At 52.9% G+C, this 22019-nt stretch carries 18 protein-coding genes and 1 other annotated feature; of the genes, 12 read left to right on the top strand and 6 right to left on the bottom strand.

Going from position 1 to position 22019, the window contains the following annotated elements:
- Positions 1–103: 103 nt before the first annotated feature.
- Positions 104–907 (top strand): IclR family transcriptional regulator, encoded by an 804-nt coding sequence (locus tag DZE2538_RS16985; protein WP_274518138.1) that lies wholly within the window; start codon positions 104–106, stop codon positions 905–907.
- A gap of 148 nt (positions 908–1055) precedes the next feature.
- Positions 1056–1778 (top strand): oxidative stress defense protein, encoded by a 723-nt coding sequence (locus DZE2538_RS16980; protein WP_038916844.1) that lies wholly within the window; start codon positions 1056–1058, stop codon positions 1776–1778.
- A gap of 32 nt (positions 1779–1810) precedes the next feature.
- On the opposite strand, the gene DZE2538_RS16975 is transcribed toward DZE2538_RS16980, so the two are convergent.
- Complete coding sequence (locus tag DZE2538_RS16975; protein WP_016940682.1) at positions 1811–2704, bottom strand: LysR family transcriptional regulator ArgP; 894 nt, start codon at positions 2702–2704, stop codon at positions 1811–1813.
- Between the two features lie 196 nt (positions 2705–2900).
- Here DZE2538_RS16975 and rpiA point away from each other — a divergent pair, with 196 nt between their 5' ends.
- The gene (rpiA, locus tag DZE2538_RS16970; protein ID WP_012886245.1) at positions 2901–3563 is read left to right on the top strand and encodes a ribose-5-phosphate isomerase RpiA; all 663 of its coding nucleotides are present in this window, start codon (positions 2901–2903) and stop codon (positions 3561–3563) included.
- 407 nt (positions 3564–3970) lie between these two features.
- The gene (gene serA, locus DZE2538_RS16965; RefSeq protein WP_019843328.1) at positions 3971–5203 is read left to right on the top strand and encodes a phosphoglycerate dehydrogenase; all 1233 of its coding nucleotides are present in this window, start codon (positions 3971–3973) and stop codon (positions 5201–5203) included.
- Between the two features lie 106 nt (positions 5204–5309).
- Here serA and DZE2538_RS16960 read toward each other — a convergent pair whose 3' ends face one another.
- Positions 5310–6311: a zinc-binding alcohol dehydrogenase family protein gene (locus DZE2538_RS16960; protein ID WP_038917215.1), complete on the bottom strand. Its 1002-nt coding sequence runs from the start codon at positions 6309–6311 to the stop codon at positions 5310–5312.
- A gap of 110 nt (positions 6312–6421) precedes the next feature.
- Here DZE2538_RS16960 and DZE2538_RS16955 point away from each other — a divergent pair, with 110 nt between their 5' ends.
- Positions 6422–7318: a LysR family transcriptional regulator gene (locus DZE2538_RS16955; protein ID WP_038916843.1), complete on the top strand. Its 897-nt coding sequence runs from the start codon at positions 6422–6424 to the stop codon at positions 7316–7318.
- A 458-nt stretch (positions 7319–7776) separates the two neighbouring features.
- The gene (locus tag DZE2538_RS16950) at positions 7777–9483 is read left to right on the top strand and encodes a methyl-accepting chemotaxis protein (protein WP_019843331.1); all 1707 of its coding nucleotides are present in this window, start codon (positions 7777–7779) and stop codon (positions 9481–9483) included.
- Between the two features lie 136 nt (positions 9484–9619).
- Here the strand turns inward: DZE2538_RS16950 and ettA are convergent, their stop codons facing one another.
- Positions 9620–11284 (bottom strand): energy-dependent translational throttle protein EttA, encoded by a 1665-nt coding sequence (ettA, locus tag DZE2538_RS16945; protein WP_038916842.1) that lies wholly within the window; start codon positions 11282–11284, stop codon positions 9620–9622.
- Positions 11285–11787: 503 nt separating this feature from the next.
- Between ettA and sltY the strand changes: the two genes are divergently transcribed.
- A complete protein-coding gene (gene sltY, locus DZE2538_RS16940; protein ID WP_026357732.1) occupies positions 11788–13719 on the top strand; it encodes a murein transglycosylase in 1932 nt (643 codons plus the stop codon).
- Between the two features lie 182 nt (positions 13720–13901).
- Complete coding sequence (gene trpR / locus DZE2538_RS16935) at positions 13902–14234, top strand: trp operon repressor (RefSeq protein WP_023640810.1); 333 nt, start codon at positions 13902–13904, stop codon at positions 14232–14234.
- Between the two features lie 18 nt (positions 14235–14252).
- Here the strand turns inward: trpR and yjjX are convergent, their stop codons facing one another.
- On the bottom strand, positions 14253–14792 hold the full coding sequence (gene yjjX / locus DZE2538_RS16930) for an inosine/xanthosine triphosphatase (RefSeq protein ID WP_012886237.1): 540 nt from the start codon (positions 14790–14792) through the stop codon (positions 14253–14255).
- 51 nt (positions 14793–14843) lie between these two features.
- On the opposite strand from yjjX, the gene gpmB reads away from it, so the two are divergent.
- The gene (gene gpmB, locus DZE2538_RS16925; RefSeq protein ID WP_019843334.1) at positions 14844–15494 is read left to right on the top strand and encodes a 2,3-diphosphoglycerate-dependent phosphoglycerate mutase GpmB; all 651 of its coding nucleotides are present in this window, start codon (positions 14844–14846) and stop codon (positions 15492–15494) included.
- On the opposite strand, the gene robA is transcribed toward gpmB, so the two are convergent.
- The gene (gene robA, locus DZE2538_RS16920; RefSeq protein ID WP_038916841.1) at positions 15491–16357 is read right to left on the bottom strand and encodes an MDR efflux pump AcrAB transcriptional activator RobA; all 867 of its coding nucleotides are present in this window, start codon (positions 16355–16357) and stop codon (positions 15491–15493) included. The two genes, gpmB and robA, sit on opposite strands and share 4 nt — an antisense overlap.
- Before the next feature lie 218 nt (positions 16358–16575).
- Here robA and creA point away from each other — a divergent pair, with 218 nt between their 5' ends.
- Positions 16576–17052, top strand: a complete 477-nt coding sequence (gene creA / locus DZE2538_RS16915) for a protein CreA (RefSeq protein ID WP_038914660.1) — start codon at positions 16576–16578, stop codon at positions 17050–17052.
- A gap of 99 nt (positions 17053–17151) precedes the next feature.
- Here creA and arcA read toward each other — a convergent pair whose 3' ends face one another.
- Positions 17152–17868, bottom strand: a complete 717-nt coding sequence (arcA, locus tag DZE2538_RS16910) for a two-component system response regulator ArcA (RefSeq protein WP_012768295.1) — start codon at positions 17866–17868, stop codon at positions 17152–17154.
- Positions 17869–18427: 559 nt separating this feature from the next.
- Here arcA and DZE2538_RS16905 point away from each other — a divergent pair.
- Both DZE2538_RS16905 and thrA read left to right on the top strand, forming a co-directional pair.
- The gene (locus DZE2538_RS16905; RefSeq protein ID WP_023640807.1) at positions 18428–19129 is read left to right on the top strand and encodes a tRNA/rRNA methyltransferase; all 702 of its coding nucleotides are present in this window, start codon (positions 18428–18430) and stop codon (positions 19127–19129) included.
- Between the two features lie 205 nt (positions 19130–19334).
- Positions 19335–19451, top strand: a sequence feature (Thr leader region).
- Between the two features lie 110 nt (positions 19452–19561).
- Entirely contained in the window at positions 19562–22018 is a 2457-nt protein-coding gene (gene thrA / locus DZE2538_RS16900; RefSeq protein WP_019843338.1) for a bifunctional aspartate kinase/homoserine dehydrogenase I, read from the top strand.
- The last annotated feature ends 1 nt before the right edge of the window (position 22019 follow it).

Raw genomic sequence — 22019 nt, 5'->3', positions numbered from 1 at the left:
GCATCGCATAACATGCTGTTTCATGATGGTCTTTGTCCTGGCAGAGGTTGATGTCCTGACAGGCGTAATGAGAGGAAGATCAGACGTGATAAATGAACAAAGCATTGATGACGAGGGGAAGGCGGAAAAGCCGCTGGGAAGTCAAAGCCTGTTTCGCGGTTTACAGTTGATCGAAATACTCAGCGACTATCCCAACGGATGCCCGTTGGCGCGGATTGCCGAGTTGTCCGGCATGAATAAAAGTACCGTCCATCGCTTGTTGCAAGGGCTGGCCGGGTGTGGTTACGTGGTGCCTGCACGTCAGCCAGGCAGTTATCGACTGACTACCAAGTTTATTGCTATCGGCCAGAAGGCGCTCTCGTCGTTGAATGTGTTGCACGTCGCGGCACCGCACCTTGAAGCGTTGAACCTGACGGTGGGTGAGACCGTTAACTTCTCAACGCGTGAAGATGATCACGCGATTCTGATTTATAAGCTGGAACCGACTACCGGCATGATGCGTACTCGCGCTTACATCGGCCAGCATATGCCTTTGCACAGTTCGGCGATGGGTAAGATTTTCATGGCCTACGGCGCAGAGGACTACCCCGCAGAATACTGGCGGACCCATCAAAACACGATTTGTCCTTTGACCGACAACACCATCGTTGAGCTTCCCGCCATGCAACAGGAACTGGCGGAAATTCGTCGCCAGGGGTTAGCGATGGACCGGGAAGAGAATGAGTTGGGGGTTTCCTGCATTTCTGCCCCGGTGTTTGATATTCAGCACCGGGTGGCCTATGCCGTTTCCATTTCGCTGTCGATGGCGCGTCTGCAACAGATGGGGATTGATACGCTGGTTGACCCCTTACGGGAAACTGCCCGCAATATTTCCCTTGAGCTAGGATTTACGCCGCCTGCGGCGTAAGCGGGCATTTGGCATTGGGTTTCGCGATGCATAGCCGGTATTCCAGCATTCATCTATCCCGACATTCACCTATTCAGACATTCGCCTATAGTGAATAAAGCCTGCCCCGGGTAGGCTTCGTTACTCATTCACGCGCAAAGGAGATACTGTGAAGCTGAACGTTCTGGTTTTGACTATGCTGCTCGGTTTGTCGTCACTGACGGCGCAGGCTGGCAATGAGCTACCCAGTGGGCCACACATTGTGACTTCCGGTACGGCGAGTGTGGATGCGACGCCGGATATCGCCCGGCTGGCGATAGAAGTTAGCGTGTCATCCAAAGACGTGTCCGACGCCAAAAAGCAGGTGGATGATCGGGTCGCACAATACTTTGCTTTTCTGGATAAAAACGGTATCGACAAAACAGATATCAACGCGGCCAATTTGCGCACCCAACCGGAGTACGATTACCTGAAGAACGGCGGCTCGGTCCTGAAAGGGTACCGTGCGGTGCGGCAGGTGGAAGTGACGCTGCGTCAGTTGGATAAGCTCAATGAACTGCTGGATGGGGCGCTCAAATCGGGTCTTAACGAGATCCGGGCGGTGGAGTTGGGGGTGTCTAACCCGGATATCTACCGTGAGCAGGCACGTAAAAAAGCGATAGAGCAGGCGACATTACAGGCGCAGTCGTTAGCTTCTGGGTTTAACGCCACGTTGGGGCCGGTTTACAGCATTCGCTACCACGTTGCCAACTATCAGCCGATACCGGCCGCGCGTATGTTCAAAACCACCAATATGGCTGCGCAAAGCGAGGTGTCGCAAACGTATGAACAGCAGACTATTCACTTTGATGATCAGGTTGATGTGGTGTTTGAATTACAGCGAGCGCCCTGAGGGCGCCGCGTAAGCGAGTCTGCCTGACGAATTCAGGATTGACGCAGAACCTGGCGTCCGTGCGTGAGCAGGGCGTCAGTCACCTGTCGCATCATTCTGCTTTCCGGCGCGAAACGGTGCCAGTACAGCATACGGCGCTGGCATAGCCCCGGTGTCAGGTCGATAAGTTCGCCGTTCGCCAGTTCACGTTCGATCTGCAAATGGGGAATCATACAGCAGGTAGTGCCCTGACGAGCGAGCTGTACGAAGGCTTCAGATGAGTTAACGATGTGGCAGGGGACGCTACCCGGCGGCAGGTCGAAATTTTGCTGCAAAAATGCCTGATGCATATCATCCAAATGGTCGAACGCCACCACTGGCGCACGCAGCAGCGCCGAACGCGTTACCCCGTTAGGGAAGTAGCGATTGGCGAAGCCTGGCGAGGCGACGAACAGATAATCCAGCGCGCCCAGTTTATCCACCAGACAGCTTGGCAGCGGCTGCGGCTGAATACTCACGGCCCCCACCACTTCACCCCGGCGCAGGCGCTCCTGGGTTCGGGTTTCATCTTCCACCTGCAAATTCAACCTGATGGGGGAGTCCACCAGTACAGGTTGCAGGGCGGGTAAAAGCCAGGTCGCCAGACTGTCGGCGTTGACCGCCAGAGACAGCAATAGAGGGGTTTCATTGCTGTTTTCATTGCCCAGCCACTCTTCTTCCAGCAATTCCACCTGATGCAGCAAGGCCAGCAATTTCTGCCCTTGTTCGGTCGGACGCGGTGGAATCGTTCTTACCAGTAGCGGCTGGCCGAACAGGTTCTCCAACTGTTTGATGCGTTGCGAGACGGCGGACTGCGTAATACAGAGTTTTTGTGCGGCGCGCTCAAAGCCACGCTCACGGATCACGGCGTCCAGCGCCTGAAGCGTGCGATAGTCCGGGCGTTTCATGAAGATGAAGATTCCTTTGCGTAAAAACTATATTTGGCAATATGCCACATTTTTGTGAGGTATCGCCGAAAAAAATCGCCCAGCCTGCCGCCGTGAGACCGAAATATTACCGTACCTGACAGGCAAGGCTCTCCTTTTGACGATGGCTTGCCCTATAATACGCACACGTTTTCGTAGCTACAGGCATAAGCACATCATGACGCAGGATGAACTGAAAAAAGCCGTTGGTTGGGCCGCACTCGACTATGTTCGCCCCGGTACTATCGTTGGCGTGGGAACCGGCTCTACCGCCGCGCACTTTATTGACGCACTGGGGTCTATCAAGCATCAAATTGAAGGCGCGGTTTCAAGCTCTGACGCTTCTACCGCCAAGCTCAAAAGTCTGGGGATTCCGGTTTTTGACTGTAATGACGTGGATGTGCTTGATGTCTACGTCGACGGCGCTGATGAAATCAACCCACACATGCAGATGATCAAAGGTGGTGGTGCTGCATTGACCCGCGAAAAAATCGTGGCGGCGATCGCGCGTCAGTTCGTGTGTATCGTCGATGCGTCCAAACAGGTTGATGTGCTGGGGCGTTTCCCGTTGCCGGTGGAAGTTATCCCGATGGCGCGCGCTTATGTGGCCCGTGAGCTGGTCAAACTGGGTGGTCAGCCGGTGTATCGTGATGGGGTTATCACAGACAACGGCAACATTATTCTGGATGTGCACAATATGGATCTGTCGGATGCGGTGGCGATGGAAAACTGCATCAATAATCTGGCTGGCGTGGTAACGGTGGGGTTGTTTGCGAACCGCGGTGCGGATGTCGCGCTGGTGGGGACCGCCGACGGGGTGAAAACCGTTCGCCTGAAATAAGTTATTCCTGGCGTAACCTATTCTGGCCACAACAGTGTTGAAACCATTGTGTTGAAATCATAGTGTTGAAACCATCCCACTGAAAACGTGCCATGAAAGAGTGCCATGTTGTTATCTCTCGCAGAGGTCCGGCCACGCTAACGGTGGCCGGATTTTTTTATCTAAAAAATCCGACTTTCTCTAACGGCTCATTTTTGGTACTTAATATCAGTTTTTCTTATTTCGCATCATCCCTGTCTGGTCTTGCTGAGGGTTGGCAGTATTTTTTGCCATGAAATCACCGACGGGTGGGGGTAAGAAAAAACGCGAAGGCAATCGTTTGTATTGCCGCCTGCGTATTTTTTGTTATGTTTGCACAGACCGGTTTGCAAACCGTCATATCTGAAGTCTGAAAATAAGGTCGGGAAATGGCAAAGGTATCACTGGAAAAAGACAAGATTAAGTTCCTGCTGCTGGAGGGGGTGCACCCGAATGCGCTGGAGAATCTGCGTGCTGCAGGTTACACCAATATTGAATACCATAAAGGGGCGCTTGACCCGGAAGCGCTGAAAGCGTCGATTCGTGACGCGCACTTTGTGGGGATTCGATCGCGTACGCATCTGACGGAAGACATTTTCGCCGCCGCTGAAAAATTGGTGGCAGTGGGTTGCTTTTGTATCGGCACGAATCAGGTTGAATTGTCGGCTGCAACCAAACGTGGCATCCCGGTCTTCAACGCACCTTTTTCCAATACCCGCTCCGTAGCCGAAATGGTTATCGGTGAGCTGCTGCTGCTGTTGCGCGGCATTCCGACTGCTAACGCTAAAGCACATCGTGGTATCTGGCACAAACAGGCGGTTGGCTGCTTTGAGGCGCGCGGTAAGAAACTCGGTATCATTGGTTATGGTCACATCGGTACCCAGCTTGGGATCCTGGCTGAAAGCCTGGGGATGCATGTCTATTTCTATGATATCGAAAGCAAATTGCCGTTGGGGAATGCCCAGCAGGTTCGTCATTTGTCCGAACTGCTGAATATGAGCGACGTGGTCAGTCTGCATGTGCCGGAAACCGACAGTACCCAGAATATGATTGGCGCCAACGAACTGGCGTTGATGAAGCCGGGTTCGATTTTGATCAACGCATCACGCGGTACCGTGGTTGATATTCCGGCATTGAGTGACGCTCTTGCCAACAAGCACCTCTCTGGTGCCGCTATCGACGTATTCCCGCAGGAACCGGCAACCAACAGCGACCCGTTCCTGTCGCCGCTGTGCGAATTTGATAACGTGATTCTGACGCCGCATATCGGGGGCTCAACGGAAGAAGCGCAGGAGAACATTGGTATCGAGGTTGCCGGGAAACTGGTGAAATACTCTGATAACGGTTCTACCTTGTCTGCTGTCAACTTCCCAGAAGTGTCGTTGCCGACGCACAGCGATCGTGCCAGCCGTCTGCTGCACATCCATGAAAACCGCCCGGGTATCATGACGCAGATTAACAATATCTTTGCTGAGCAGGGTATCAACATTGCAGCACAGTATTTGCAGACCAGCCCGACCATCGGTTATGTGGTTATCGATGTGGAAACGGACGGTGCTGACACCGCACTGCAACTGATGAAGTCTATTCCCGGCACTATTCGTGCCCGCCTGCTGTACTAAGCGGCGAATAGCCGGTCGGTGGCAGCCGATCGGTTCGACGAAAAACGTCAAAGCCAGCCCATTGGGCTGGCTTTTTTATGCCGACGCTTTTACTGGTGACCTTCACTCACAGAGTGATGACGAGCTTACCGCGCATATGACCATTCAGTATGGCTTCGTGGGCCTGTTTTAGCGTTTCAGGTGTTAATCCGTTCAGGGTCTGGCTCAGCGTGCCCTGCAAGAGACCGTTATCCACCTGTTGCGCCACCTCACGCAGAATTTCTCCCTGACGGGCCATATCCGGTGTGGCAAACATGCTGCGGGTAAACATGAATTCCCAGTGCAGCGCCGCGCTTTTTAATTTCAGTGCGTTTTGATCTAAGGGCTGGGTGTTTTCCACGATGGTACAGATATGTCCCAGCGGGGCGATTAACTGGCTAATGGCATCCCAGTGACCGTCAGTGTCATTCAGGCAGAAAATGTAATCCACGTGCTCAATATTCTGCTTTTTCAGATCATCAGCCAGATGGCGATAATCCACGACCACATCTGCGCCACGGTCGCGGCACCATTGTGCAGAGTCGGGACGAGACGCCGTCGCGATGACGGTCACCTCGCTGCGTTGGGCAGCCAGTGAAATCGCCAGTGAGCCGACGCCGCCAGCGCCGCCGATAATCAACAGCGTTTTACCTTTAGCTGCATTCTGAATGTTCAGATGCTCAAATAGCCCTTCCCAGGCGGTCAGTGCTGTCAGCGGCAAGGCGGCGGCTTCAGCCCAGTTCAGTGACGCGGGCTTGTGTGCGGCGATGCGGGCATCGACTAACTGATGGGTGCTGTTGCTGCCCGGGCGCGTGATATCACCGGCGTACCAGACTTCATCTCCGACGTTGAAGTTACTGACACCTGAGCCGGTTTTTATCACGACACCACTGGCATCCCAGCCAAGAATACGTGGGTGTTGCAGACCGTTTCGGCGTAATCCTGCGTGTACTTTGGTATCCACCGGATTAACCGACACCGCTTTTACGGCTACCAGCAGGTCATGCTCACCGGGCTGTGGTAATTCAGCCGTAATTTCTACGAAATTATCAGGAGAACTGGGGTCAACGGCGATTGCTTTTACTGTCATGATCAATGTTTCCATCGTTGCGTGTTGGATGTAACGACAGTGTAGAACCTGTCGATAGTACTGATAAGATGGACAATCACTAACGACGTGTTCGACTGAGAAGAACAATCATGTTCAGACAATTGCAGGATATGGCGCTGTTCGCCCTGGTGGCGGAATGCGGCAGTTTTACCGAGGCGGCCAGACAGGCTGGTATGGCTAAGTCGAGTCTCAGTTTACGCGTCAGTCAATTAGAGCAGTCTCTGGGGTTGCGGTTGTTCAATCGAACGACTCGCAAGCTGAACCTCACCTTTGCAGGTGAACGCTATCTGGTGCATTGTCAGGAGATGCGTCAGGCGAGCGAGCGCGCTGAGATGGCGATGCAACACTTACGCGATAAACCCAGTGGGCGTTTGCGAATAACCAGTCCGGCCGGATTAGGCGCAACCTTGTTGGCGCGTTTGACCGCCGAGTTTCAGTCTCGCTTTCCGGCGGTGTCACTGGAGATCGTAGTGGCCGATCGGGTCATTGATCTGGTGGACGAAGGGTTTGATGCCGCGTTGCGTACCGGCAAACCGCAGGATTCTTCCCTGATTGGTCGTTCTCTGGGACAGGTGCCACATTATCTGGTTGCTTCCGATGCCTATCTGGCGGCATTGCCGCCGATTACACACCCGCGTGAACTGCAAGCGCACCGATGCATTGCGCACCGCGCCTGGCCAGAATGGGGATTTCGCCGTGAAGCGGAGTATTTTCTCTGGCGGTTGCCGCAATCACACATCACTGACAATCTGCTGTATGCGCGTGCTTGTGTACTGGCGGATGGTGGAATTACGTTGTTACCAGCATTTTTGTGCCGTGAGCAGATAGATAGCGGTGAGTTGGTTTGTCTTTTGTCGGAATGGCAGGCTGATACCAACGATCTCTATTTGATTTATCCTGGGCGTAAGTTGAACTCTCCTGCTCTGAATAGCTTTATTGATTTTGCACTGGGCTTTGACGCGTTGTGCGATTATTCATCACGGTAAATCATACCGTTTTCCCAGGAAGTACAGTCGGGCAACGAACCTTGCGCAGCTTGCTTCTGCCTGTCAGTTACCGTCAGGCTATCAGCGTATGGGCTGCAAACCCTCGTTTGCCATCTTCTGTGTTTTTCGCCTGCAAGGGCTAATTTTCGGTGGATATCCCCGCCTGATATATGATGACTTCATCATAAAAAAGGAACTTGAACGTTTCTGGTTACCACTTATCAATAGAGCATGCTACAGTCGTCACGGTTTTTCTTTTTTAAAGAAACAACAATACAATTAAAATAAAATGTCGTTTTGTTTTGTGCTTTAGTGTGACGTTTGTTGCCTTGCCGGACGCTGATGTGGCAGTGGTCCGGTGTATGTCAGGGAGTACTAAATGGCGCAAAGCTATACGTGCTTCTGCTGTTGAGATAGTGGAAGTGTTCAGCATCTTGTAGTGAAAGTGAGAAATCGGAATGGCAGAACAAAAAGGAAATATTTCTTCGATAAATAACATTCGTCTTGTGACGCTGTTTATTACCCTGTTAACCATTATTCTAGTTCTGTTTGCTCTCTCAATTGGTACTGCCAGTTATTTTCTCAAACAGAGTAATGCCTCTCTGGAGCGGGCTAATCTGGTTTCCGATATCCGGGCTGGGGTCAGCAGCAGTATGGATCAACTGCGTGTTTCCCGTCAGTTGCTGGTTCAGGCCGTGGCATCGTCGCGTATCGGTGATACTGAGGCTTACAAACAGGCCTTTACCGAAGGTCTGGATCGCATCAAAAGCTCACAGAAGCGCTTTGATGAGTATATGGCGCGAACTGACAAATCCGCACAAGAGACATCCCTGGATTCTGAGTTGAGCGCCAACTATACCGCCTATCGTGACAAGATAATGCTGCCGATGGTGGAGTTTGTGCGTAACGGTGAATTCGAAAACACCATTGAACTGGAAACGACGCTGGCTCGCCAGTTGGATACGAATTATGCCCTTCAGGTGCGAAAAGAAGTGAAGTACCTGACAGATCACGCAAACAGTATTAATGCGCAGGCCTCTGCTAATGCCCGTCTGGGGAATATCCTGATGGGGGCGTCGTTTATTTTAGCGATTCTGCTGGCCGCACTGACGTATCTGGTCATCCGTCGGGCGATTTTGGTACCGGTTAATGTGCTGATTGCCCGTATCCAGAAAATTGCTCAGGGTGATCTGACCCAACCGGCTGAAAATCTGGGACGCAACGAAATCGGTATTCTGGGGCAAAACCTGCAGCACATGCAGGAGTCGTTGACCAATACCGTGACGGTGGTTCGCGAAGGTGCCGATTCTATCTATCAGGGCGCGTCGGAAATTAGCGCGGGTAACGTCGACCTTTCTTCCCGTACGGAGCAACAGGCGGCGGCGCTGGAGCAAACGGCAGCCAGCATGGAAGAGCTGACCTCCACCGTGAAGCAGAACTCCGATAACGCCAACCATGCCAGCCAACTGGCACGTAATGCTTCCAGCAAGGCGGAGCAAGGTGGCTCTATTGTTCAGGATGTGGTGAGAACTATGGGGGATATCTCCTCCAGTTCGAGAAAAATATCGGAGATCACCAGTGTTATTAATAGCATCGCTTTCCAGACCAATATTCTGGCGCTGAATGCGGCGGTAGAAGCTGCCCGTGCTGGTGAACAAGGGCGGGGATTTGCGGTGGTGGCTGGTGAGGTACGAAACCTGGCGCAGCGCAGCGCGCAGGCAGCGAAAGAGATCGAATCACTGATTGGTGAATCCGGCAAGTTGGTGGATGCGGGGTCCGTTCTGGTGGCAAAAGCGGGCGATACGATGGACGAGATCGTAAAAGCAGTTGTCAGTGTGACGGATATCATGGGTGAAATTGCCTCTGCATCTGATGAGCAAAGCCGTGGTATTGGGCAGGTGAATCAGGCTGTGCTGGAAATGGAAGGCACAACACAGCAAAACGCCTCGTTGGTGCAAGAAGCTTCCGCTGCCGCATCCTCACTGGAATCGCAGGCTGAACGGTTGACCCAGGCGGTCGCAGTCTTCAAGTTGAGTCATCGTCGGGACAGTGACTCAGCTCGCGCATCGTTGCCATCCCGGCCAACGTTGCAGGCTATTCCTGCCGTGGCCGCTATTGGCGCGGGTAAAAGTAGCCGCAGCGAGCAGAATTGGGAAACGTTCTGAGGCTTGTCAGGTGTGGCTTAATCACCACACCTGATGTTAAGTCAATGCATTCAAATGAAAAGCCCGCCAATCGGCGGGCTTTGTCGTCACAGGAACTGGTTGTGACAGCATAGGGCAGAATAGAAAGGGCGTAGTGTTACGCCATTTTCTTATACTTGATGCGATGTGGTTCCAGCGCCTCTGCACCCAGCGTGCGCTTTTTGTACTCTTCGTATTCCGTGAAGTTACCTTCAAAGAATTCCACCTTACCTTCATCCTGATAGTCGATGATGTGGGTGGCGATACGGTCCAGGAACCAGCGGTCATGGGAAATAACCATGGCACAGCCAGGGAATTCCAGCAGGGCATTTTCCAGCGCGCGCAGCGTTTCGATGTCCAGATCGTTGGTTGGTTCGTCAAGCAGCAGCATGTTGCCGCCAACCTGCAGCAGCTTGGCCAGATGTACACGGCCGCGTTCACCACCGGAGAGCTCTCCGATCCGTTTACCCTGATCGACGCCTTTAAAGTTGAAGCGGCCAACGTAGGCACGGCTTGGGATTTCGAAATTACCGATGCGCATAATATCCTGGCCGCCGGAAACTTCTTCCCATACGGTCTTACTGCCGTCCATTTTGTCACGGAACTGATCGACTGACGCCAGTTGAACGGTATCACCCAGTGAAATCGAGCCAGAGTCCGGCTGCTCCTGAGCGGACAACATGCGGAACAGCGTCGATTTACCGGCACCGTTAGGGCCGATAATCCCAACGATGGCACCTTTAGGAATGGAGAACGACAAGTTGTCGATCAACACCCGGTCGCCATAGGACTTGGTAAGGTTCTGAACATCTAGCACCTTGTCGCCAAGGCGAGGGCCAGGCGGAATAAACAGTTCGCTGGTTTCATTACGCTTCTGGTATTCCACACTGCTAAGTTCATCAAAGCGAGCCAGACGCGCCTTGCCTTTGGCCTGTCGACCTTTCGGATTTTGACGTACCCACTCAAGCTCTTTCTCAATGGATTTGCGACGAGCGGCTTCGGTGGAGGCTTCTTGTGCCAGACGCTGATCTTTTTGTTCCAGCCAGGACGAGTAGTTGCCTTCCCACGGAATCCCTTCGCCGCGGTCTAGCTCCAGAATCCAGCCGGCAACGTTGTCGAGGAAGTAACGGTCATGGGTGATGGCGACAACGGTGCCTTCATAGTCATGCAGGAAGCGTTCCAGCCAGGCGACGGACTCGGCATCCAGGTGGTTGGTCGGTTCGTCAAGCAGCAGCATGTCAGGTTTTTCCAACAGCAGGCGACAGATAGCGACACGACGGCGTTCACCACCAGATAAATTGGCGATTTTGGCATCCCACGGCGGCAGACGCAGCGCATCAGCGGCTCGCTCTAGCTGATTATCAAGATTATGACCATCGTGCGCCTGAATAATCGCTTCCAGTTCACCTTGTTCTTTCGCCAGTTTATCGAAGTCAGCTTCCGGGGCGGCATAAGCGGCGTAAACTTCGTCCAGACGAGTCAGCGCACGTTTCACTTCGCTGACTGCCTCTTCAATGGCTTCACGAACGGTGTGTTCCAGATTCAGTTGGGGTTCCTGAGGCAAATAACCGATCTTAATGCCCGGTTGCGGGCGTGCTTCGCCTTCGATGTCTTTATCAATCCCCGCCATGATGCGCAGCAGAGTGGATTTACCCGCACCGTTTAGACCCAGCACGCCGATTTTGGCGCCGGGGAAGAAACTAAGGGAGATATTTTTCAGGATATGGCGCTTCGGCGGAACAACCTTACCGACGCGGTGCATGGTGTAAACGTATTGAGCCACGTTGCTCTGAGCCTCTTTTTCTGTCCAGTTTAGCGTTATGCCATTAAAAGCATGGCGCCTGTAGGGGCATGATACCGGAAGCGCACAAGTGCTCCGCCGGCAAAAGGAATTTACTGTTGACGGAGTTTAGCTGTTTTCGCCTCATGATCCCAGCCATCCTGTCATCGTGTTGCCGACTCTGCGAGGCGGCTTCCATCTGGGGTGGCGTAATCGACGCGGTATCCGCTGAAACTGCGAGCGCTGTTGATAAAAGGGGAAAGCACCGTGAATTTCGTTCTGTTTTAGCGCGCTTTCGGCGTATCGTTGCCGGGCTGGATATGCCACACTGATTTGATTTGAAAAAGTCAGATGTTGCCGGTGTTAATGCCGTTGCTGTGGGTCTGGAACGGTATAGCTGAGTACTGGAATTGATAACGCATAACACATCGATAGTATGTTGATAGGGCATTGACGGCGGCATCTGGCGCAATGGCAGAATCGATAACGAGTGAGGTCAGGGCAGTATGTTCAAAATAGGGTATTGGCGATCTGTGGCCGCCGTGCTGTGTCTCGTTGGGGTTTCGTACCAGGTGTTGGCAGATTCGCTCGATGAGCAGCGGCAGCGCTACCAGCAAGTAAAGTCTGCTTGGGATAATAATCAGATGGACGTCGTTTCCCAATTGATGCCGACACTGCGTGATTACCCGCTTTATCCCTATTTGGAATACCGCTCTTTGACGCAGGATCTCTCGACGGTTAGTACTGTGCAGGTCAGGCAGTTTATGACGTCACACCCAACACTGCCCGCAGTACGGACGTTGAATAACAGTTTTATCAATGAACTGGCCCGTCGTCAGGACTGGAGCGGCCTGTTGGCGTTCAGCCCTCAGCAGCCTAAACCCGTCGCCTCGCTCTGCAATTATCTGTATGCCAAAGTCATGACAGGGCAGCCGCAAGGCGTTTGGGAGCAGACACAAGAGATCTGGCTGACTGGCCGTTCTCTGCCGCCAACCTGTGACAAGCTGTTTTCAGCCTGGCAGCAACAAGGCGGCCTAACCTCACTGATGGTACTTGAGCGGATGCGGCTGGCGATGGATGCGGGCAGTGCGGGGTTGGTCAACCATCTTGCCCGGCAATTACCGGCAGATTACAAAACCATCACCGATGCGCTGCTAAAATTACAAAGTAATACCAAATCAATTGAACGATTCGCCCGCTCTGTCGGCCCGACGGACTTTACCCGCCGGGTGGTGGTGTCGGCGTTTAGCCGTATTGCCCGTCAGGATCCCAATGAGGCGCTGGCCCTATTGCCGCAATTAGTACGACTGCAAAAAATGCGTCCGCAGGACCGCCAGAGCATGGAAGATGACATAGCCTGGCGTCTGATGAGCAGCGATGCTACTGACGAACAGGCGCGCTGGCGTGATGCGGTGATTTTGCGTAGTGCCTCTGCTCCCTTGCTGGAGCGACGTGTCCGTATGGCGTTGGGGCAGGGCGATCGTGTTGGACTGGCGCAGTGGATGGCGCGCTTGCCAGCCGATGTGCAGCAAAAAGACGAATGGCGTTACTGGCGAGCCGTACTGTTGCTTGAGCAAGGACAAAAGCAAGAGGGCGAGAATCAGCTGCGCGAGCTGATGAAGATTCGCGGTTTTTACCCGATGGCTGCGGCACAGAAACTGAATGTTAATTATCCGCTGACGATCATAATTGCCGCCAAACCGGAGCGCTCGATTGGGCAGTCACCAGAGGTGGCAAGAGTTCGTGAGCTGATGTTTTGGGGACTGGAAAGCCTGGCACGTTCTGAGTGGGCTGGGCTGGTCGCCAGCCGGGAGAGGCCTCAACAAGAGGCGCTGGCACGCTTTGCATTAGAACAACATTGGTATGATTTGAGTGTACAGGCCACGATAGTGGCGAAACTATGGGATAATCTGGAAGAGCGTTTCCCGCTAGCATGGAGTGACGATTTCCGTCAGGCAATACAAGGTAAAGGAATTAGCCAGAGTTATGCCATGGCGATTGCTCGTCAGGAAAGCGCCTGGAATCCACAGGCTCGTTCTGCTGTAGGCGCAGCGGGTCTGATGCAACTGATGCCAGCCACCGCGCAGCACACCGCTGAGATGTTTAACATCGCCAGTTATAGCAATAGCAGTCAGTTGCTTGATCCGCAGATGAATATTCAGCTTGGTACCAGCTATCTGGACTATGTCTATCAGTCGTTTGGCCAGAACCGTATTCTGGCATCAGCGGCTTATAATGCGGGGCCGTCGCGGGTCAATAACTGGTTAAAAGACACTAATGGCCGGATTGATGCGATCGCGTTTGTGGAAAGCATCCCGTTTTCTGAAACCCGTGGGTACGTTAAAAACGTGCTGGCGTATGACGTGTTTTATCGCAGTTTGATGCAACAACGTCAGACGGCTTTGTTGATGGATAATGAGTGGCAGCGACGTTACTGATGAATCAACCTGCGACCGATTATCACCAAGCTGCATGCGGATTTAACGCGTAACTGTCAGCAACGCGTGATTATCTCAATGCCCGCCTCGTTGGGGCGGGTGTTTATCCTTTTTCCTGAACTTTTTTTTGAAGGGAATAGTATGTTATGCTGCTGTACTAGTTAAATAGTATGGTGGCCGTTATGACATTACCTTCACTTCACGATCCGAGTTTTTCCGAGTCAGATGATGAAAACTGGCACGCTTTTGTCAGCCTGTTTCAGCAGGCAATGGCAGAAGGATTGGAACAGCCGCTACTGCAATTGTTGTTAACCCCGGATGAGAGGGCCTCTCTCGGTACTCGTGTGCGCATTATTCAGGAATTGATGCGGGGCGAAATGAGTCAGCGTGAATTGAAAAATGAGCTGGGTGCCGGTATTGCTACCATCACCCGTGGCTCTAATAGCCTCAAGTCTGCTCCAGTCAGGCTGAAAATCTGGCTGGAGGAGCAGTTGTTACCAGAGAAGAAAGCGTAGTCGCAGCGTCTGGGGATTTCAGGCAGACGCCGCATGGATGGATTGCTGATAAACCGGGTTATGAAACGGCACCAGTGCCAGTAGCAGCGCCTGATAATACACGCTGGTTCTGGAGAGCTTGCCATCGGTAAAGACGCCGATCGCACCACCCTGACGTTTGATGTCCTGAATGCCGGTAATGCGAGCCATTTCGTCCCCTAACTCACGCCCCTGACCGATTCCCTGCAGAATACTTTGTGGTAATACCAGGCTGGCCGAGCGGGATTCACCTCGAATAGTGGCATTTTCAATGACCATCCAGGCGAAGGTCATGCTTTCTTCGATACCCGCTTCTACTCCCACCCAAAAATCAGCTTCTGGGCGGACCTGACGCGCCCTCATCACGCGATTCCTTGCGCCTGTTCGGGTTTCAACGGAGCCAAGCGGTTGACTGGGGACGCCACTGTCTACGTCAACCCCTTCAATACGGCAATTATCTGCACCAAATACGTCGGCAAATGCTAAAGTTATGGCACTAATCTTGGCCGGGTTGGTCGTGGATGCGACAACATGGTACATAATGTTTCCCTACCTTGTAGTTAGTTTGACGCAGTATAACGGAAAAAAATCATGTTACAGGTATATCTTGTTCGCCACGGTGAAACAGAGTGGAATGTGGCGCGACGTATCCAGGGGCAGTCGGACAGTCCGTTAACCCCAGGTGGTGAACATCAAGCTCGTTTGGTCGCCGACAGGGTAAAAAAATTGGGGATCACCCATATTTTTACCAGTGATCTGGGGCGTACCCGACATACCGCCGATATTATCTCGCAGGCCTGCGGTGGCTGTCAGGTCATCATGGAGCCGGGGCTGAGAGAACTGAACATGGGGGTGCTGGAAGAAAGACTGATTGATTCGCTAAGCCATGAAGAAGAAAGCTGGCGTAAGCAATTGGTGGATGGCACCCGTGATGGCCGTATTCCCGGTGGTGAATCTATGTCGGAGTTGGCTGTGCGTATGCATCGTGTGCTGGAAAAATGCCAGGCGTTAGAGCCGGGGAGTCGCCCGCTGCTGGTGAGTCACGGTATTGCGCTGGGGTGTTTGCTAAGTACGTTGCTGGGCTTGCCCGCCTGGGCAGAGCGCCGTCTGCGCCTTCGCAACTGCTCGCTCTCTCGTGTTGATTACCAGCAAAGCCCTTGGCTTGCTCCGGGCTGGATAGTGGAAACGGCCGGAGATGTGTCTCATCTTGATGCTCCGGCGTTGGATGAATTGCAGCGTTAACGCTGGATGGGAATCAGATATTCACAGCGTATGATTTTCGGGGGTTCAGCGTCTGGGTCCCCTTTGGGATGAAAACGTTCGGCATCGAACCCCTTGCGCCGGGTCAGTTTATAGGTTGGCAGGCAGGTGTCGTACAGCGTGATGATGAAATCCTGCAGATCGTCCGCCGGGCCTTCGTAGATAAACAACGCGTAATCACCAGCCGGGAGTGTGACTGGTTCGCCAGGGTGCACGCCTTCCGGTACATGATGAGGCTCCAGCGCGGTGGTATACAGCACTTCATGTTCATCATCTTTCTCTTTACTTGGGCGAGAATGATGCAGCCCGTATAACACCGGTGGTACCTGTTTCACTTCACCCAGGTACTGACGCCAGAAGTGGATACGTATTTCGGTGCGAAAACAGCTGATTTGTTCCAGGTTACAGTTGTAGCTCTGTGTCAGGCCTACCAACTGCGTTTCCGGCATGGCGATAAATTGCGGTTGCGGCATGGTGAACGCACCCAGCCGAATCGGTGGATGGATACCAAAGGTGTTCCAGTCATCTGCCCGGCGATAAGAGGCTGGCGTCTGCGCAAACTGCTTTTTGAAGGCGCGGGTGAAGGTCTGTTGCGAATCGAAACGGTATTGTAAGGCGATATCCAGAATAGGGCGACTGGTCAGACAGAGTGCGACAGCCGCTTTGGTGAGCCGACGGGCGCGAATGTAGGAGCCGATAGCATGACCTGTTACGTCCTTGAACATCCTCTGCAAATGCCACTTGGAATAGCCGGCCTTGGCTGCAACATTATCCAGCGATAAAGGCTGGTCCAGATGACCCTCCAGCCAGTTGAGCAGGTCACGTATGATACTGGCTTGATCCATAGATCGTCCTCATAGAACACACCGAGAGCTAAGCGTATAAGCTCGGCATAATAGCAACTTTTTCCCTGGCGCACTTACCAAGATTTTTGTGCCTTATGAATAAAGAATTTGATTAACATAGGTCACCAGAGAAATCTATCTGACAAACGGTCTGTAGACCACAGAAACTACGCCATGATGGCAACGAGCGAAAGAACGGCAATTGTGAGAGAGTGCCAATGATGAAAAGACAAGTTGTATTGACGGTTGCAGCCCTGTTTTTCGGTATCACCTCAGCCAGGGCAGAAGAGATAGGTTCAGTGGATACAGCGTTTAAACTGTTAGGTCCAGACCATAAAATCGTGGTGGAAGCGTTTGATGATCCAGATGTGGCGAATGTCACTTGCTATTTGAGCAGAGCGAAAACCGGTGGCATCAAAGGCGGGCTTGGTCTGGCGGAAGATACATCGGATGCAGCTATCTCTTGTCAGCAGGTAGGGCCTATCACCCTGAGTGACAAGATCACCAGCAGTAAAGGCAAGGGGAATGTGGTGTTTCAGCAGCGTACTTCACTGATCTTCAAGAAATTGCAGGTCGTGCGTTTTTACGATGCGAAACGTAATGCGCTGGTGTATCTGACTTATTCTGATCGTCTGGTGGATGGTTCGCCGAAGAATGCGCTCAGCGCAGTGCCGATCCTGCCTTGGGTGAAATAACGACGATTGCCGAAAGAATAACCGCGAGTGAATAAAAAAGCCGGGAGCAATCCCGGCTTTTTCGTGGTACCCGGTTAGTGGTACCTGATGTGCTAGCGATCAGTCTTCCAGATCGCCGCAGAAGCGATAGCCTTCACCGTGAATCGTCGCGATGATTTCCGGCGTATCGGCGGTGGATTCAAAATGTTTGCGGATACGGCGGATAGTCACATCGACCGTGCGGTCATGCGGCTTCAGTTCGCGACCGGTCATTTTCTTCAGCAACTCGGCACGTGACTGGATTTTCCCCGGATTCTCGCAGAAGTGCAGCATAGCGCGGAATTCGCTACGCGGCAGTTTGTATTGTTCGCCGTTCGGGCTGACCAGTGAGCGGCTGTTGATATCCAGCTCCCAGCCGTTGAAGCGGTAACTTTCGACCAGACGACGTTCTTCCGTACCGCCACCCAGATTCATGGTGCGTGACAGCAGGTTGCGTGCGCGGATAGTCAGCTCACGTGGGTTAAACGGTTTGGTGATATAGTCATCCGCGCCGATTTCCAGGCCCAGAATTTTGTCGACTTCGTTGTCACGACCAGTCAGGAACATCAACGCTACGCTTGCCTGTTCACGCAGTTCACGTGCCAGTAATAAGCCATTCTTGCCCGGCAGATTAATATCCATAATGACCAGATTGATATCATGCTCGGACAGTATGTTATGCATCTCGGCACCGTCTGTGGCCTCGTGAACAACGTATCCCTCAGCCTCAAAAATACTTTTGAGGGTGTTGCGAGTTACCAACTCGTCTTCGACAATAAGAATGTGGGGGGTCTGCATGTTTGCTACCTAAAATTGCCAACTAATATAGAGATTCGAAAGTACAGAAGTCCTGGTTCTCTCGGGCGCTTTGGGAAATCATGTTCACCGTTTGTTCGCCGACCGACTCAAGTACGCAAATACGTGTTGATGCACTTGTTTCCACCTGACGCACGGCCTGATAACAGGTAGCGATGAGGTTTTTCAACAGGGCCTATTGTGGCGCATAGTTTAACCTTATTAACAGCAACATAACAGTGAGCACTGATTTCACCGACTGGCAAATCTACGGTTCCATTGACATATATCAAATTTCATTGTAGCACGTTAGCGCTTTGTGGAAAACGCGCTACGAATGCTGCTATCTATCACAATTTAACATTTTTATACTGACCACGGCATAATAAATGCTTATAGCTGAAGCGTTTCCATTTTCACGGGGTTATCCCATCCTGGCTGGAGTGTCAGGGTTGACGTTTCGGTCCATCTGTCTGGTATACCCAACCCGCTAGAGGGCTGGCTAAATCGCCGTTATATCTGAATCGTCAGCGCACCTGCCAGGTGTCGTTTGGGAGGTTATGTGCAGTTTTATATCATTTTAGTGGCGCCAGCCCGGCCTGAGAACGTGGGGGCGGCGGCGCGGGCGATGAAAACGATGGGGTTTGGTCGTTTGCGGATTGTGGACAGCCGTGCGCATCTTGAACCCGCGGCGCGCTGGGTGGCGCATGGCTCCGGCGATATTCTGGATGCTGTCGACGTTTTTCCGACGCTTGCCGATGCGTTAGCGGATATTGATTTTACGGTGGCGACAACCGCACGCAGCCGTGCGCGTTTTCATTACTATTGCGAACCAGCCCAACTGCTGGGGGTGTTGCAGGAAAAGCAGCAATGGGTAAGCTCTGCCGCGCTGGTATTTGGCCGGGAAGACTCCGGGCTGACGAATGAAGAGCTGGCGTTGGCGGATATCCTGACCGGTGTGCCGATGGCGGCGGATTATCCATCACTGAATTTGGGGCAGGCGGTAATGGTGTATTGCTATCAACTGGCCTCGTTGATGCAGGTGGCGGTAGCGGAGCCGATACCCGCAGAATCTGGACAACTGGTTGCGCTGCGTGAGCGATTTTCGCGCCTGCTGGTTCGGGTTGGCGCGCAGCAGGATGAAAAGTTGCGTGACTGGCTCCAGCAGCGTCTTGGGTTATTGGAACAACGGGATAATGCCATGCTGCACAGACTGTTGCATGATGTAGAAAAAGCCTTGTCGGCAGAAGATAAGGGGAAATGAAGGTAATGCGGCGAAACATATCGGCAAGTCGTATTTACTGAACAATTGTCTGGCTTTTTTGTTTTTCTGCAGAGGCTTTCCCCATTGCGGTCATCGTGGGGCAAACAGCGAAATGAAGAAATCCGTTGACTTAGCAAGGCGATTGCCCTAACTAATAGGGCAGATAATTTTTTTGAATCACGAGAACGCTACGCGATGCATTACACCAGCCAGGTTACCACCACCATTATTATTACCACCGGTACTACCAGTAACGGTGCGGGCTGACGCGTACAGATGAATCCAGAAAAAGCCCGCACTTCAGAGTGCGGGCTTTTTTTTTACAGTTATTGCGGGCTTGTTTCTGCCCGTCAAGGATACAAGGCTGTTGCAAGCGGTTTTCAAAGGCGTTTCGGCGTTTTTGGCCAGAAAAAATTCAGGAGAATAGACAAGATGCGAGTGTTGAAATTTGGCGGGACCTCGGTAGCCAACGCGGAGCGGTTTGCGCGTGTTGCCGATATCATCGAAAGTAATGCACGACAGGGACAAGTCGCGACGGTGCTGTCAGCACCGGCGAAAATCACCAACCATTTGGTAGCCATGATTGAAAAAACCGTGGCGAAACAGGACATCCAGCCAAATATCATCGAAGCAGAAGTCATTTTTGCCGATTTATTGCAGGGACTGGCCCAATCCCAGCCCGGTTTTGCTTATAACCGGTTGAAAGCGCGGGTAGATGAAGAGTTCGCCCAACTCAAGCAAGTATTACACGGTATTGCGTTGCTGGGGCAATGCCCGGATAGCGTCAACGCAGGCATTATCTGCCGGGGTGAAAAACTCTCCATCGCGATTATGGAAGCGGTATTTCAGGCGCGTGGCTATCAGGTGTCGGTCATCGATCCGGTTCGTAGTCTGTTGGCGCAAGGGCACTATCTGGAGTCCACGGTTGATATCGCTGAATCGACCCGCCGTATTAATGACCTGGTGATCCCGGCGAACCACGTGATCCTGATGGCAGGCTTTACCGCCGGTAATGATAAAGGAGAACTGGTGGTGCTGGGCCGCAATGGTTCTGATTACTCGGCGGCGGTGCTGGCCGCCTGTCTGCGTGCCGATTGCTGTGAGATCTGGACGGATGTTGACGGCGTCTATACCTGTGACCCGCGTCAGGTGCCTGACGCGCGATTGTTGAAGTCGATGTCCTATCAGGAGGCGATGGAGTTATCGTACTTCGGTGCCAAAGTTCTCCACCCCCGCACCATCGCTCCTATCGCCCAGTTCCAAATCCCCTGCCTTATCAAGAATACCGAAAACCCTCAGGCCCCGGGTACACTCATCGGGCTGGAAAGCGACGATATCCGCTATCCGGTCAAGGGCATCACCAACCTCAATAACATGGCGATGATCAACGTTTCCGGCCCCGGCATGAAAGGAATGGTCGGGATGGCTGCACGCGTGTTTGCCGTGATGTCGCGTGCCGGTATTTCGGTGGTACTGATTACCCAGTCCTCTTCCGAATACAGCATCAGCTTCTGTGTATCCCAAAATGAGCTGTCGCGTGCACGCAAAACGCTGGAAGACGAATTCTATCTGGAACTGAAAGAAGGTGTGCTGGAGCCGCTGGATGTGGTGCAGCGACTGGCGATTATTTCCGTGGTGGGTGACGGCATGCGTACGCTGCGTGGCTTGTCGGCGCGTTTGTTTACCGCACTGGCCAGCGCCAATATCAACATTGTGGCAATCGCACAGGGGTCGTCCGAACGCTCAATCTCGGTTGTCGTGAACAACGACGTGGCGACTACAGGTGTGCGGGTAGCGCATCAGATGCTGTTCAACACCAATCAGACGCTGGACGTCTTTGTGATTGGTGTGGGCGGTGTAGGCGGCGCGCTGCTGGAACAAATCCAGCGTCAGCAGTCATGGCTCAAACAAAAACACATTGATGTGCGGGTGTGCGGCATCGCCAATTCCAAAGCAATGCTCACCAACGTGCACGGTATTCCGATGGACCGCTGGCGTGACGAACTGGCGCGTGCGCGTGAGCCATTTAGCCCGGCCGCGCTCAGCCGTCTGGTGAAAGAGTATCACCTGCTCAATCCGGTGATCATCGATTGTACTTCCAGTCAGGTCGTGGCCGATCAATATGCCGATTTTCTGGCAGACGGTTTCCATGTCGTTACACCGAATAAGAAAGCCAACACCGGTTCACTGCGTTACTACCACCAGTTGCGGCAGGTTGCGGCGAAGTCACGTCGCAAATTCCTGTATGACACCAACGTTGGCGCAGGTCTGCCGGTTATCGAAAACCTGCAAAATCTGCTGAATGCCGGTGATGAGCTCATCCGCTTCAACGGTATTTTGTCGGGTTCTTTATCCTTTATTTTCGGCAAGCTGGATGAAGGCATGCCGCTGTCCGCCGCAACGCTGCTGGCGAAAGAAAAAGGCTTTACCGAGCCGGACCCGCGTGACGATCTGTCTGGTATGGATGTAGCGCGTAAGCTGCTGATTCTGGCACGTGAGGCCGGGTATGAGCTGGAACTGGAAGATATCCAGGTTGACTCTGTGCTGCCAGCGGAATACACGCAGGGCGATGTGGCCAGTTTTCTGGAACGTTTACCGCAACTGGATGACGAATTCGCCAGCCGGGTTGAAGCCGCGCGCGCAGAAGGTAAAGTGTTACGCTACGTCGGTAAGATCGAAGACGGCAAATGTCAGGTGACGATCAGTGCCGTAGGCGGTAACGATCCGTTGTTCAAAGTGAAGGACGGTGAGAATGCGCTGGCGTTTTACAGCCGCTACTATCAGCCGCTGCCGCTGGTGTTGCGAGGGTACGGGGCAGGTAATGATGTGACGGCGGCCGGGGTATTTGCAGACCTGCTGCGTACGCTGTCGTGGAAGGTGGGAGTGTGAG

Origin of the sequence: Dickeya zeae NCPPB 2538 (assembly GCF_000406165.1) — a bacterium.
In the GTDB taxonomy this organism is placed as follows: Bacteria; Pseudomonadota; Gammaproteobacteria; order Enterobacterales; family Enterobacteriaceae; genus Dickeya; species Dickeya zeae.
The sequence above is the reverse complement of the archived record's forward strand: the minus strand, read 5'-3'. Positions and strand labels throughout refer to the sequence as shown.

What these genes read in the sequence shown, in the direction of transcription:
- DZE2538_RS16975 (WP_016940682.1), bottom strand. Translation starts at nt 2,704, where the DNA reads ATGAAACGCCCGGACTATCGCACGCTTCAGGCGCTGGACGCCGTGATC.
- rpiA (WP_012886245.1), top strand. Translation starts at nt 2,901, where the DNA reads ATGACGCAGGATGAACTGAAAAAAGCCGTTGGTTGGGCCGCACTCGAC.
- serA (WP_019843328.1), top strand. Translation starts at nt 3,971, where the DNA reads ATGGCAAAGGTATCACTGGAAAAAGACAAGATTAAGTTCCTGCTGCTG.
- DZE2538_RS16960 (WP_038917215.1), bottom strand. Translation starts at nt 6,311, where the DNA reads ATGACAGTAAAAGCAATCGCCGTTGACCCCAGTTCTCCTGATAATTTC.
- DZE2538_RS16955 (WP_038916843.1), top strand. Translation starts at nt 6,422, where the DNA reads ATGTTCAGACAATTGCAGGATATGGCGCTGTTCGCCCTGGTGGCGGAA.
- DZE2538_RS16950 (WP_019843331.1), top strand. Translation starts at nt 7,777, where the DNA reads ATGGCAGAACAAAAAGGAAATATTTCTTCGATAAATAACATTCGTCTT.
- sltY (WP_026357732.1), top strand. Translation starts at nt 11,788, where the DNA reads ATGTTCAAAATAGGGTATTGGCGATCTGTGGCCGCCGTGCTGTGTCTC.
- trpR (WP_023640810.1), top strand. Translation starts at nt 13,902, where the DNA reads ATGACATTACCTTCACTTCACGATCCGAGTTTTTCCGAGTCAGATGAT.
- yjjX (WP_012886237.1), bottom strand. Translation starts at nt 14,792, where the DNA reads ATGTACCATGTTGTCGCATCCACGACCAACCCGGCCAAGATTAGTGCC.
- gpmB (WP_019843334.1), top strand. Translation starts at nt 14,844, where the DNA reads ATGTTACAGGTATATCTTGTTCGCCACGGTGAAACAGAGTGGAATGTG.
- robA (WP_038916841.1), bottom strand. Translation starts at nt 16,357, where the DNA reads ATGGATCAAGCCAGTATCATACGTGACCTGCTCAACTGGCTGGAGGGT.
- creA (WP_038914660.1), top strand. Translation starts at nt 16,576, where the DNA reads ATGATGAAAAGACAAGTTGTATTGACGGTTGCAGCCCTGTTTTTCGGT.
- arcA (WP_012768295.1), bottom strand. Translation starts at nt 17,868, where the DNA reads ATGCAGACCCCCCACATTCTTATTGTCGAAGACGAGTTGGTAACTCGC.
- thrA (WP_019843338.1), top strand. Translation starts at nt 19,562, where the DNA reads ATGCGAGTGTTGAAATTTGGCGGGACCTCGGTAGCCAACGCGGAGCGG.